Raw genomic sequence first — 14377 nt, forward strand, 5'->3', positions numbered from 1 at the left:
TGACAAAAAAGATAATTTACGCCCTAAAAAATGGTATTAAAGCCATCCATTCTGACTCCTGACTCCTGAGGACTGACTCCTAAGAAATACCCTAGATATTTGTAGCAAACATTTATCAATCTGGTATAACCCTCAAGGGAGTAGTTAGGACGTAGAATAAATGGGAATTACAGAGTCAGTGGCCAAAACAATAGTAAGAGTGATTTTTATGCTATAGCTACCCGAAAATCCTCACTTTTTTAACCTGAGCAACTGAAAAGTTCATACTTTTTCAAGACATAAAAAGCCTAAAACCAATATCAGTCAACAGGGTAAGCTCATCTTAACAATCATTGACAAATAGTATTTTTTGTGATCCTTTTGCCCTGAAAGCCTTTTAGATTAATTTAGTAACTAGAATACATTCCAATTGTTAAGCAAGAAAACCTATAATACCAATTTGATAAATGTTTGCTACAAATAGCTAGGGTATTTCTTAGAATCCAGAATTCAGAATCCAGAATTCATAATGGATATATTTAATGCAATTTTTGATGTTTTAAGCTATCTTTTTCGTCAAATAGACTTGATTCAAAAGTTTATTTATGACTCTTATTATTCGTAACATTCTTTTTTCAAAATGGTATAATATGAATATTTTGTGATATTGATAATTCCTTGAAAAGCTTGTACTGCAAGCAGCTCATAAAAACCTTTATTTGTCAATGCTTTGATATTTAATCAGCAAGCCCTAATAATTAATTATTAATAATTAATTATTAATTATTAATGATTTTTCCCTATTCCCTTTCTAAACTATAGACTTTAGCTCTTGACTCACTTTATTAAGCTTTTGAACTCCTTGTTTAGTTTGCCTTAAACCACTAGCTGTTTCTTGCGCTCCCGTATTCAATTCATTCATTGCATCTACCACTTGCGTAATAGCTAACGCTTGCTGTTTAACATTAAAAGAAATTTGCTGATTATTTAAAACTACATTATTAATTGCTTCTTTAACACCATTAAAAGCTGTCGCTGCTTGTTGAGAAATTTTTACTCCTGATTCTACATTCTCTGTACCTGCTTCTGTTGCCATAACAGTAGAATTAATTAATGTTTGAATATCAGCAACTAATGTATAAATTTTTTCTGCAGACTTTCTACTTTCATCAGCTAATTTACGAATTTCACTAGCAACAATAGTAAAACCTTTACCATGCTCTCCAGCACGAACCGCTTCTACTGCAGCATTTAGTGCTAACATATTAGTCTGATTTGCTAAGTCACTAACGAGCTGAGAAATATTACCAATTTGATTTGTTTGTTCACTTAACCGAGCAATTTTTTGAGAGATAGCTCCCACTTTTTCACTTAAAGAAGCCATACCTTTTAAACTTATATCTACTGCTTCTGTTCCCTCTTCAGCTAAACTTAAAGCCTTTTTTGCAGCTGCTACTGCCGCTGTAGCTTGTTCTGCTGTAGTTTGAGAAGAAGCACCTAATTCATCCATGGTTGTAGTAGTTTCATTTACAGAACTAGCTTGTTGAGCAGCAGTAAGTTCCTGCTGAATTATTGTGGTAGAAATTCCTGTAGAAAAATTGACTATATTTTCAGTTACCTGATTAATTTTTTTACTAATATTACCTGTAGTTTTTACTGCTACACTTATGGAAATGAAAATCAACAATATTGAACCTATACTTAGCAGCCATAATAATATAATTAAATTCTTTTGTGTTCCCTGTGTTTCCTCTTCAAGTTCTATTTTCTCCAGGGAAGAAAATTTATTACTTAGTCTTTCAAATTCATCAACAAATTCTTTACCTTTTCCAGTGTTAAATACACTTACTGCTTCATTTTGTTTGCCCTCTTTTACTAACTTTATAACTTGATTGGCAAAGAATTGAAAATCATTTTTAGTATCCCTCATTTTGTTTAAAAGCTCTTCTTGCTCTGGAGTGTTAATTAATTTTTCTATAGACTCAATAGCTATATCGAAAAGTTTTGCACCATCATTATATTCCTCAAGAAATACTTCATTTTGAACAGCTAAATAACCACGAAAACTTCTCACCATTTTTTCCCCATATAGAGTTGCCTTATTTACATCAATAACCACAGCTTGTACTTTCTCAATTTCTTTTAAAGTTCCTAATACTTTAGTAGTAGTTCCATACATGACTCCCGTTAGTCCTAGAAATAAAACTACATGGACTCCGTATCCTAACAATAAACGCGTTCTTAACTTGATATCTTCAAACATAAGTTTTTTAGTAATTATTTAATTATTTATCCTTGACAAAATTATCTTTTATGTTGCGGGTTTAATACCAATTTGAAAAAAGAATGTTACGAATAATAAGGGCAATTAAAATACTTTATAGGAGATATCTTTTGGACGAAAAAGATAAATTCAGACCTAAAAACTGCTATTAAAGCTATTCATTTTGACTCCTGACTCCTAAGAAATGTCCTAGCTATTTGTAGCAAAAATTTATCAATTTGGTATAATATCAAATCCGTTTAATTCGGTATAAAAAAAATATTCCATCTTCACCCAGAGCGGAAAGAATTCTGAGTTCTCTTCCCTTCTGAATTCTGGATTGCAGAATTGCTGAATTTTGAATTCTAATTCACTATCTTATTACACCGATGTTACCGGATTTTATATAATACCCCACAGTCAACAGGGGTGCTAAAAATTGTTTGAGGTTATAAGACACGGAGTGGCCAGTCATTGACTATCCCCATACAATTAGACCTTCTGCCTTCTGCCTTCTGCCTTCTGCCTTCTTCAAACTTCTTGTTCAACAACTAAGCCTTTCTGTGTAATAATTTTCTGAAAATTGATAATACTCATCATTTTTTCTCGGTACATCGCAGTTCCCAATAAATATTCATTGTGAATTTTATCGTGATTAATAGTCGCAGGAATTGATTTAATATCTAAAGGATCGAGATAGATAACATCAAATATTTCATCTACTCTAATACCACCAACAAAATCATCTACCTCAAAAATTAATGCTTGATTTTTGTTATTTTTGGTTTGATAAATCTTCATATTTAACAACCCACGAATATTTACTAAAGTGATAATTTCACCCCGTAAATTAATATTACCAAAAATATGCTCTGGAGTACAAGGAATAGGAGTAGCTTTGTGAACGTAAGTAAATTCTCGTACTACTTTTAAATCAATTCCAAAATATTCTTCATTTAAACCAATTACTGCTAGTGGCATCAAGTTACTAACATCTTGAATCTGAGTAGATAATCTCATTTTTTTTGCTCGTTCTTGGAAGATACCTCTTTCTTTTGATGTAGCGTTTGAGCCAAATATTAACCTTGAAAGTTGTTGATGTTCTGTACTTTTTTCTGAAGAATCTTTTTTAAGAGAAGCATCTATTTTTTGGAACTTATCTAGAGAAAATTCAGGAGCTTCTATATACTGAATTAGATTCTTACTAGATAGTAAAATAACTAATTTTTCTTCCAATTTAGCCAACCCTGTGACTAAATGCGATTTATTATGCCTATCATTTCCATAACTATATAGTTCTTTTGTTATGTCTGTTATTGGAATATTTTTGACTTCATAAACTTCATTTACAATAATGCCAATAGTAGATTGTTGCCATTCAATAACAACCACATTATCCGTTAAAGAATAATCTTTTTGCTGATATCCTAGACGAATATTTAGATCCATCAGAGGTAATATATCTCCCCTCAAATTAATCACACCAATAATAGGATCTGGAATTTCAGCGATCGCTGTTACTTCGGGCAATAAAAATATTTCTCTAACAGATAATGCTTCTATTCCATAGAAACAGTTATTATGTAAAAATATCAGATATGATTTATTTTCCATCAATTACTTATATCATGTCCGGATAATCAGTGATAAAAAAACCTTTTCCCTTCTAATCTTTTCTTTCCTTCTGCCTGCTGCCTCCAGCTCCCGCTGCCTTACCTCCTCCAAAGTGTAAGTATTCAACCGGACATGATATTAGGAGTCAACCCACCCCTCGCCCCTCCCCCTCCCAGGAGGGGAAGTCAGGAGTCAGGAGTCAGGAGTCAGGAGGGAAGAAAGAAGAAGAAAGAGGAATAGAAGGAGAAGCGTTGCATATTTGTGGGATGAATTGTATGCTTAGACAAAAAAGAAGTATTAAGGATGAGATTTACCTGTTTAAAAAAGATTCATCCCTTGATTCAGCAACGCCCATTTTCTAAATTTCTAAATATTTTATCAACTCACATACTTTAATTCCTCCTTTATACTCTACAGTAGCATCATTAGGTAATTTTTTCAGTAGTTCTAGAGCTGTATTTTTCATCTTTCTAGCTCGTGTAATATCTTGTTGTGCTTCATATATAGAACTAAGTTCTAGATAAGCAGGTATCTCTAATGGAGAAAGATAAATTATCTGCTTTAACAACATTTTTGCTTTTTTTAAATCCCCTTCTTCCTCTGCTATATTAACTAACAAATAATAAGGATATACTGATAAATAATTTACTTCTATTGCCTTATTACAGTAAAAAGTAGCAGATTTATACTGACCTAAATTTGCATATAATTGAGCAAGTAACTTATATGCCCTAAAACTTTTCGGATGTAAATTAATAAATTGCTCTGCCTTTTTAATTGCATCAACATAAGCTTTACATTCAAATAATGCTTCTGCTTCTAGTAAATTCCGGTCTGATTCAACAGAATAGTTACTATTTATTTCTTCTCGAACGTTTTTTTTTGAGCCTAGTTCAAATAATATTTTTTTATTCGTATCATAGCAAATATCGGAATTACTAGAAACACGAACGTTAGACTTTGAACTAATTAATCCAGAGTTTAGACTTTTATTTATATTTTTATTTATATATATTAAATTACCTCCAATTATTGAAAAACTATCATCAGCTAAATTCTTTTTATATTGCCAATCATGCACGCGCTGATAAACTAAAGATGCTGGAAAATTTATCGCCTGAAACTTATCAATTAGTTGACCATATAATTCAGCATGACCTGTCATTAAATACCCTCCCTTGTTCAGAGAATTATAAAATTTATTAATTACCAATAGTATAGATTTAGCCTCAAAATATACAAATACATTGCGGCATAAAATCAAATCAATATAACCAGGAAAATTATCTCTGACTAAATTTATCTTGTCAAACTTAACCCTTTTTCTAACTTGTTCTTTAAGCTTCCATTTTCCCTGAAATTTATCAAAATATTTATCTTGTACTTGCTTTTCTAGTAAACGAAACGACCAATGACTATAAATTCCTTCTCTTGCTTTCCCTAGTGCTACTTCATTAATATCCGTTCCTAAAATCAAAATATTCCAGTCTTTCCAATTAGGTATTAATTCTTGAACAATAATAGCTAAAGAATAAGGTTCTTCACCAGTCGAACATCCTGCACTCCAAATCTTTAATACTTTTTCATTAGAAACTTCTTTCGACTTAATAATTCCCGGCAAAATAACATTTTTTAATAATTCAAATTGTCCCCGGTCTCTAAAGAAATAACTTTCAGTCACACTTAACAATATTATGAAATTTTCCCATTCATTTTTGCTTGTTTTATTTTGACTTTTTAAAAGTTGATAATATTGCTCAGGCCCAGATAATTTTAGTGATTTAATCCGCACAAATATTTTATTACATAAACCATCATAATCTTGCTCTCGAATCTGCAAACCTACATAATCTGCAATCAATTGAATAAATTTTTTTAATAGAGTTCCATTCATTTTTATAGAATAATATCAAGAAGGCAGAGGGCAGAAGGCAGAAGGCAGAAGGCAGAAGGGAAAGAAAGATTCAAAGGGATGATATTTTTGCGATCGCTATATTTAAAAAATTAGTGGTGCGCCTTTTCTGGGGGTTTGTAGACACGGAGTGGCTTCTCTTGAGTATCCCCCATTATACACCTTGAGAAGCTGATAGCTGAAGTCCGCAGTTCCTCCGCAGGAGGCTAGCTGAGTGCTGAGTGCTACTTAAGTAATTAATTATTCAGTAAACACCTTCTTCCTTCTTCCTTCTTCCCTCCTCCTTCTTCTTCTACTGGATTGTTTCACCTAAAATAGTGCAGAGCGCTTTTTTTCGTCACCCCATCCCCCCATCACCCCATCCCCCCATCACCCCATCCCCCCATCACCCCATTTTCTAATGCAACATTTAAGATGAAACAGTCCACTACTATACTTTTCCATGATACCTCATCTATATTCAAGATGATTTAGGATTGATATAAATATTCATTGGTTCTTGAATAAACTTAACGTATAGATGTTTAAAAGTAGACCTAACTATGCGTGGAATTCCAAAATCAATAGGTTTCTTAATTGTGGGTAACTGCCAATTTTCTACTTCCAATTCAGCAGGTTGTAATAATGGAAAATTAACCTTCTTTAAATCAGAACAAAATCCCATTTCTCGAGCAGCTGCCACTGTTGGAACTTCTGCCGGATTTACTTTGAGAATTTCTAAAAATGTTTTATCGAGAGCAAAAACATCTGTCGAAGCCCCTAAAATACCTAATTTCCGAGGTTCTCCACCAATAGGGCCATTACCTTCGTGAGCGATAATACTATCAATAATAGTCAAATTTGGATTAATTGTTTTTGCTGTTTCTACCAGCATTTTTCCAAAACGGCGAGCATCTTTACCCGCCTCTAAATGCCACCAAGCTTTCATTTTTCCTGGGACACAACCAAATAAGTTTTTTACTCCCATTGTCATAGTTAGTTGAACATGGGATTTAAGCTTAGGTAAATTAATTATTACATCTGCAGCCATTGCTTCTTTACTTAATAGCAAATGATTAAACTCTTGACTAACTGTGTCGTAACGTTTGCCATGAAACTCAACTATTGGTAAGTCAAGTTCTTCGAGCAATGATAAATAACCATTTGCTTTTGCAACACCCAGAGCGCTACCGAAAGCTGGACTGTCGCCTAAAAAAGGTTTGCCTCCTGCTTTTTTGACAATTTTAGCTACACAATAAACTATTTCTCTTCTCGTTACACATTCTTTTGTTGGGCGAGAACCTGTGAGCAAATTTGGTTTTAGTAGGACGCGATCGCCAGGTTTGACAAAGGTATTGATTCCCCCTAATGGTTCTAAAAGTTCCTCTATAGATTTTTCTAATTCATTTATCTGATAGGAATTAGTCCTGATTAAACTGACAGTAGACATGATTTTTTTTATTGAACTTGTTTTGAGAGAATTTTGTAACCTTTTTATTATATGCCGATTTTCAAATTAGAGGTAATTATTAATTGTTAATTACTGAAGTGCCAGAAAAAATTGGACATGAGTCAGGATAGACAACTCTATGCTACTTTCACCCGTCCTTTCACAACAGAACGTAACAATCTATCAACACTGCCACGGTCTTCTTCACTGAGAGAATCATCCAATATTGCAGCCATGAGGCCATAACGGTCTGATTGAGTTAGAACACATTTGTCAGCTACAGAAACCATAATTTCGTTTATTGCGCCGGGGAGTAATTTAATTTGAGGCATGAGATTTACCCTGAACTCTACACTTTTATCATCTCTGTTTTTTGGTGTTATGGTGGTGACTTACAGTTGGAGCAAAGAGTGATTTTTCCGTATTGTGAAGAGTGAGTTATAACTTATGACAAAGTGAAATAGATAAATAACTTTCGTGACCAATATCACTATTAATTATCTATCAAAAAAATCCCTGAAAATTAATTTTCTAAGGGACCGACTGTTTCAAACAACTGACTAAGAATAATATTGAAGTAGTATACTTACTTTTCACCTTTGGTCAAAATTAGAATTCAAGATAATGGTTGTGGAATGTCTGAAGAGGTAAAAAAAGCGAATATTTAACCATCTATTTACAACTAAAGCAGTGGGGAAAGGAACAGGTTTAGGACTGTCGATCGCTCGTCAAATTGTGGAAGAAAAACATGATGGAAAATTAAGTTGTTATTCACAACTGGGTAAGGGTACTGAATTTGTGATTGAGATTCCTATTGGTATTTAAGTTCTGCTAATGATCTAATAAGTGAGTTAATTGCGTAAAGTTAATCGCTATTTTTAGTGTTAAAATTACTAACGACAATAACCAGTATAGAAAGGGCAGTACCAAACCAAATTGCTCCAGAAATAATATGAGCATAGATGAGGCAACTTTTTTGGTTTTCTGTTAGTCTAATTAGGGCTTGCTGATTAAATCTAAAAGTATTGACTGATATCAAGTCCAGTTAAGCAGTTATAGAATGGTTAAGTCTCTTGAATTCTGAATTCAGAATTCTGAATTCAGGAGAAGAAAGATCAGACAAGATGAGCGTAGTTATGGCAATTGGAGATTTTTTTTATGTCCAATTAAGCGGATTTGATATGATATTGGTTTTAGCCTTTTTGGGGCCTTTAAAAAGTGCCTTGTATCACGTCTAAAACCCTCAAAAAGTTAGTATTTTAGGCTCATAGTTGGGCAGAAAAATTATTCTTACAATTCTTACTCCTACCTCCTCTAAGTACCCCTAACTCCTGTCTCCTGTCTCCTGTCTCCTGTCTCCTACCCTCATCCATAAGACTTTTTCAGCAAACCCTAATTCATGGTTTCTGATTTTTTTTATTTAGGTAAGACAGATTAATTAGTCATAGTTTATCTCCTGATTATATTTATTGATTTATGATAAGATTTAGCCGATAGTTTAACCTTAAAATTGCATTTTCAACTATACAGCAGATTTAGCACAAATGAAGCACAAGTTTGAATGGTAAAAACCTTGTGGTGTGCGCATCTTGACCTCTAAATGTGTACTTAATAACAGCTAGAAGTGCTGTAATATGTTACTTATAGTAAGGTGATTTACTTTTTTAGTCCTTAGTTCTAAAATCAAATATTTTGATTTTGAATTTTAATTTTTATGCTAAAATATATAGCATATTTTAGCATATTTTTAATTATGTATGAAGACAAAACGCATATCCAGCTTGGAATTAGGGCGTATTATTTCCATTATTGGCGTTATCACCATTCACACTGGAGTTTTTCACAATCTCATATTAATCGACGGCCAACCCTGGATAACCAGGTTATTAAACCAAGCAAGTCGCTTTGCTGTTCCATTCTTCTTTATATTATCAGGTTACTTCATTCAACCAAAGCTAGCTGCTCAACCATTTAAGACACTGACAGATTACAGCAAACCTCTTCTCAAACTCTGGCTAATCTGGAGTGCTATTTATCTGGTAATACCTAGGAATATCGGCCAAGTTTTATATAGAGGTTATCTTATTGAGAGAATAAACTATTGGCAACGCCTAGCTAGACAACCATTAATAAAATTACTTTTTCAAGGAGGAGAGGTACATCTGTGGTTCTTACTTGCTCTAATTTGTGCCCTTGTAATTATAAGTTTTACGATCAGACTTAACGCCTGTAATTTAATTGTATTAATTGCTATAGCACTATATATCTACGGTTTGATGGCAGGTAGCTACCAACCAATATTTGGGTTGGAAGCACCGTTTAACACAAGACTTGGACCATTTTTTAGTACCTTGTTAGTTGTTTTAGGGTATGAATTCCGACGAAAAAATTTCGCCTTGCCACTTAAAACAGCACTTATAGTTATGACATTCGGAACGGTTTTACATTTTACAGAGGCTTTTTATCTGATTCAATGGGGAATGAAATTTGAGGGGCACGACTTTTTACTTGGCACCCCAATATGGGCGATGGGAATGTTCTTTACTTTACTGGCAGTTCCTCAATTTGGTGCAAATACTCGTTTAGTTGAACTGAGTAAATACACTTTGGGAATATACCTTTGCCATTATATAATCATTATTTATCTGCGTTACTTGTATGGCTTTCTGAAGATAAATGCTTGGTTTCAAGATCTGACACTTATCCCGATGACTTTTCTAGTTTCGCTGATATTCATCAAGGTTCTGAGCAAAACCCCTTTGAGAAACTTGCTCACCCGATAAACATCAAACTGCTATACATTTCAAATTTTACTTTTACAGGACTTACGCAAATTGACTTTTAAAGTAAAATCTGTAGGGGCGAATGGTATTCGCACTCGCTATAAGTAGAGTTTCTGGGTAAGTCCTGTTTTAATTTTTTTATTTATGCTCAAAAAAACCAAACCAATAATCAGCCTAATTCTCAGCTTATTTTCCCTAACTCCAACTATTGCCCCTGCGTTAGCAACGCCACCCCGTATCCCAGATCAAGAAGAAACCTGCGAAATACTCGTCATCGGCGGCGGTTTGTCAGGAGCAGCAACTGCCTACGAATCATTATTAGCAGGACGCACCGTTTGTGTCACCGAAATTACCGACTGGGTAGGCGGTCAAATTTCTTCCCAAGGCACCTCCGCTCTTGACGAACGCGGTACTCAACGCAGTCTCCTCTTTTATCCCCGTGGTTACTTAGAATTACGGGAACGTATCGAAGAAAAATACGGTAGATTAAATCCCGGTGGTTGTTGGGTAAGTGTCTCCTGTTTTATGCCCTACGATGGTCACGGTATTCTATTTCAGATGTTGCAGGATGCTGCAAAAAAAGGTGGAGGAACATTCAAATGGTTTCCCAATACTGTTGTGAAAGAGTTAGATATTTCTAATAATCAAATCAATAGAGCGATCGCTATCCAACATCAACCAGCAGCAGGCACCCCACCCATCAACACCGAACCCTTATCTCAAATTATTGAAGATGCTTACCGTTACCAAAACTCAGCGCGTTTCGACAAAACCATAATTCAGTTTGTACCCCAACCTTCCTCAGAAAAAACAGGTGGTGCAGATTGGTATGTTGTCGAAGCAACTGAAACCGGAGAAATTATTGCCCTAGCAGACGTTCCCTATCGTCTCGGTATCGATCCACAAACCTATCTTGACCCCTCATCCCCTGTTGAGACCAGAGACTCCTACTGCACTCAAGGTTTTACCTACACCTTCGCCATGGAAGCAACCGAAACGCCTCAAACCCATGTGGAACCACCCTTTTATTCTCAGTATGCTCCCTACTATAGTTATGAATTATCAAGATTAGCTAGTTTCCCCCTAGTTTTCACCTATCGTCAAATTTGGTCAGTGAAACCAGACGCACCGCAACCAGGAGACTACAAAAAACGAACAATTTTTCCCGGCGATATTTCCATGCAAAATTGGACTTGGGGTAATGACTATCGCCCTGGAAACCGCGACGACAACTTAATTTACAGTCGAAACCAACTGCAATCTACAGGCCAACTGCGATCGGGTGGTTGGATGGGTGGTTTGCGTGTGGAAACCCTCCGTCGGGGTGAGGAAAATGCTCTTGGTTATTTCCATTGGTTAGTTGAGGGAACGACTGACTCTCAGTTGGGAGCAGGGGTAAAAGAAAAGCATCCTAATAATCGTTTTTTGAGTGGGTTTGATGCACCCATGGGAACAGCTCACGGGTTGTCAAAATATCCTTATATGCGAGAGGGGCGACGTATTATTGGTCGTCGGGGAAAGACTCATCCAGAAGGTTTTGTGGTGGCAGAGGTTGATATTGCGAGAAAGAATTTTCGGGATAATTTTTATCTGCAAAATTTAGCACCGGATACATTACATTATTTGTGGGGAGCTGTTTCTGCTTTTGTACCTCCAGATGCACAAATTAACTCAATGCAAGAAATGCCTCAGCGCGCTCGGGCAACTGTTTTTCCTGATAGTGTGGGTATTGGTCATTATGCAATTGATTTTCATCCCTGCATGACCAAAAGTCCGGCAGAAGCACCCGGTAATTCTGAGCGAGCAGGCATTAGGAGAGGTCAAGGTTCTGCTTATCCTTTTCAAATTCCTTTACGGGCAATGATACCTCAGCAAATTGATAATTTGTTGGTAGCAGGGAAGACTATTGCTACGAGTTATATTGCTGCTGCTGCTTATCGGGTTCATTCTTTTGAATGGTCTGCTGGTGCTGCTGCTGGTACAACGATTGATTTTGCTTTGAATAGGGGTATTTTTCCTTATGAATTGATTGATGATATTCCTTCTAAGGAATGGGAATTGGAGGTTTTACAAGGTCGTTTAGAGGAAAATGGTAATCCAACTGCTTTTCCTGAAACTTCGATTTTTAATAATACTTGGGATGAATGGAAATAGTATTATCAGAAAAGGCAGAAGGCAGGAGGCTTTAGTTATCTAGGACAGCAGGAGGCAGAAGGGAAGAAAAGATTAGAAGGGATAAAGTTTTTTGATCGCTGATTATCCGGACATGATATTAAATGTTTATAGTGCGGGCATCTTGCCCGCGAGGGGTGTACCTCACCAAGGTGGAATCCGCTGTATATCAAATCGGAGTCAGAATTTCCTACGGAATGCTACTTGACATCCTCCCCGGCCTAAAGGCACGGGGATTCCTACTGAGCCATAGCTCCTCGGCGGGTTGACGCTTTGCTTCGCATAGCTGTCGCTAACACAGGGTGCTGCTTCCTTGGCGGTAGTCTAACGCTTCCCTCGACGTCCGCGCACGAGTTTCCGAGTGCCCCCCGGCAACTAATAATACGATAGCATATATTCAATTGACTTAACATAAAAATAAAAAGTCGCCCTACAAGGGCGAGGCTTTAAACCCAATTTTTCGGTAAACAGAATCCAGAATTCTGGAGGAGAAAGAATTTAGAAAGATGAGCGTAGTTATGGTAATTGGAGATTTTTTTTTATGTCCAATTAAACGGATTTGATATTAGTGCTTATTTCTACATTAATTTTAGTATAAAACCTCTATTTCTAGATTTATCTTTCGGTCATTAATTTTAAGAATCAAAAAAATATTTGATAATATTTATAATGATTCATGAGCCAGTTAGAATATGTTTAAACTAGCCTCACATAATTCTATTTATATATAGAACCCATTTGGCATCTCTAAAAATTTAGGTGACCGCTCCTATTACTTAACTTAAGCATATATCTTTTCGGAGAAAGATATTTCCAATCATCAAAAATAAAATCAATTATTGTAGAGCGTGTCATCAATTCTTCCCCTCCTGGGAGGGGTTAGGGGTGGGTTCCCTACTCCCTACTCCCTACTCCCTACTCCCTCTTTTCTGGAGAGAGCTAAAAGATACCAAATGGGTTCTATATGAGAAAAAATGAATATAGATCATACTTCTTCGACAATTGTTGCTGCCATATCCTGATTCAAATTAGAGGTTTTAAATAGAGAAACTAAACTAGGAACAGATGTATGAAAAACAGATGAATTATAGTTGTGCCCATATTTAGGCTTTCTAATTGCAACTGAGAATGTCTGGCTACAAGTTCTATCGATCGTCACTTGCTTAAATTTAGAATTTTTGCACTTAGTTTGTAACATTTTCCCTGTCCTAGAAAAAATAACTTTTGTTTGCTGTTAAGTATATTTGAGTATTCTCTAATTAATATAGAACTCATTTGAAATCCTCCCGACGCTGCTCTACAAGACAACACGGGGCTTCAACCAACGTTGAGATAAACATTCACAGTCTATCACAAAGTTTTATACAAATTTGACTACTCCCCGGACTTAAGTCACAGGGATTCTAAGTTGATACTACGCAACAGGATAAATCCATGTTCCTTCGTTTTTTCTTAGCTGACCTAAAGATATACTCTTTGGGGACAAGTCAAAGTGCCCCTACACAGTCGGCTTAAGTAGGGGCGATTCGCGAATCGCCCCTACTGCTTTGCGGCTTACTTTTGTGATTATATTTGCAGCCCCATTACAGTCTGCATTAATTAACCAATTATTACTACTTCTATACAAACCACGCTTTATTCTTTTTCCTGACGGTTTCCAATCATTGGGTTTTTCACCATAATTAGGAAGATTGTCACCATCTAAAAATGAAGCCATACTTGTATAGCTTTCCTCAGTTTCTATAAATATAATCCCATACTCTTCACATAATTGAGCGATTCTTTCTTTGAGTCTAGCTGTAGGAATTGGTACAAATTCTGAATTACTTTTTTTTCCTAATTTGACTTCATTCAATAATGTTAAAATGGGAATTAATTTAGGATTTTTACCTACTAAAACTTGTTGACAACAGTACATTTGAAACGGTCAGACCGAAAAGTTATTGTAAGTAATAATAGCACAGGACAACTAAAGTTGTCTAGTCTAAACGACTCCCTTGTTTTCATCCTCCGGTTAAAACACGGGGGCCTTCAACGTTGCTTTTCGGCAAAAAGATACAGCAGATTCCTTACTAATATCATGTTCGGATAATCAGTGATATCAAATCCGGTTAAACAGCCATAGAATGGTTAAGTTAGGAGGAGTCAGGAGTCAGGAGTCAGGAGTCAGGAGGAGAAAGAATTACAAAGATGAGCATAGTTATGACGATTGAAGAATTTTTTTA

At 35.5% G+C, this 14377-nt stretch carries 10 protein-coding genes and 1 pseudogene; 3 read left to right on the plus strand and 8 right to left on the minus strand.

Features of this window, described 5'->3' with window-relative positions; all coding sequences use genetic code 11:
• Positions 1-790: 790 nt before the first annotated feature.
• From F6K54_RS25815 to F6K54_RS25835, 5 genes are all read right to left on the minus strand, one after another.
• The gene (locus F6K54_RS25815; protein ID WP_293083850.1) at positions 791-2242 is read right to left on the minus strand and encodes a methyl-accepting chemotaxis protein; all 1452 of its coding nucleotides are present in this window, start codon (positions 2240-2242) and stop codon (positions 791-793) included.
• 531 nt (positions 2243-2773) lie between these two features.
• The gene (locus F6K54_RS25820) at positions 2774-3856 is read right to left on the minus strand and encodes a chemotaxis protein CheW (RefSeq protein WP_293083852.1); all 1083 of its coding nucleotides are present in this window, start codon (positions 3854-3856) and stop codon (positions 2774-2776) included.
• 358 nt (positions 3857-4214) lie between these two features.
• Positions 4215-5750 (minus strand): CheR family methyltransferase, encoded by a 1536-nt coding sequence (locus tag F6K54_RS25825; protein ID WP_293083855.1) that lies wholly within the window; start codon positions 5748-5750, stop codon positions 4215-4217.
• 478 nt (positions 5751-6228) lie between these two features.
• Positions 6229-7197, minus strand: a complete 969-nt coding sequence (locus F6K54_RS25830; protein ID WP_293083856.1) for a DUF362 domain-containing protein — start codon at positions 7195-7197, stop codon at positions 6229-6231.
• 137 nt (positions 7198-7334) lie between these two features.
• Positions 7335-7529 (minus strand): hypothetical protein, encoded by a 195-nt coding sequence (locus F6K54_RS25835; protein WP_293083858.1) that lies wholly within the window; start codon positions 7527-7529, stop codon positions 7335-7337.
• Positions 7530-7799: 270 nt separating this feature from the next.
• Here F6K54_RS25835 and F6K54_RS43865 point away from each other — a divergent pair.
• Positions 7800-8022, plus strand: a pseudogene (locus tag F6K54_RS43865) (sensor histidine kinase); the annotation flags it as partial.
• A gap of 40 nt (positions 8023-8062) precedes the next feature.
• Here the strand turns inward: F6K54_RS43865 and F6K54_RS25845 are convergent.
• Positions 8063-8236, minus strand: coding sequence for a hypothetical protein (locus tag F6K54_RS25845; RefSeq protein WP_293083863.1), 174 nt, complete (start codon positions 8234-8236; stop codon positions 8063-8065).
• A 718-nt stretch (positions 8237-8954) separates the two neighbouring features.
• Between F6K54_RS25845 and F6K54_RS25850 the strand changes: the two genes are divergently transcribed.
• Together F6K54_RS25850 and F6K54_RS25855 are read left to right on the plus strand one after the other, a co-directional pair.
• Positions 8955-9980 carry an acyltransferase gene (locus F6K54_RS25850; RefSeq protein WP_293083865.1) on the plus strand — a complete coding sequence of 342 codons (1026 nt, stop codon included), beginning with the start codon at positions 8955-8957 and terminating at the stop codon, positions 9978-9980.
• A gap of 144 nt (positions 9981-10124) precedes the next feature.
• A complete protein-coding gene (locus tag F6K54_RS25855) occupies positions 10125-12134 on the plus strand; it encodes an FAD-dependent oxidoreductase (protein WP_293083868.1) in 2010 nt (669 codons plus the stop codon).
• A gap of 1003 nt (positions 12135-13137) precedes the next feature.
• Here the strand turns inward: F6K54_RS25855 and F6K54_RS25860 are convergent.
• Both F6K54_RS25860 and F6K54_RS25865 read right to left on the minus strand, forming a co-directional pair.
• A complete protein-coding gene (locus tag F6K54_RS25860) occupies positions 13138-13350 on the minus strand; it encodes a hypothetical protein (protein ID WP_293083870.1) in 213 nt (70 codons plus the stop codon).
• Positions 13351-13650: 300 nt separating this feature from the next.
• Positions 13651-14070 (minus strand): hypothetical protein, encoded by a 420-nt coding sequence (locus F6K54_RS25865; RefSeq protein WP_293083872.1) that lies wholly within the window; start codon positions 14068-14070, stop codon positions 13651-13653.
• Between the last annotated feature and the right edge of the window lie 307 nt (positions 14071-14377).

Origin of the sequence: Okeania sp. SIO3B5, assembly GCF_010692555.1 — a bacterium.
Lineage (GTDB): Bacteria > Cyanobacteriota > Cyanobacteriia > Cyanobacteriales > Microcoleaceae > Okeania.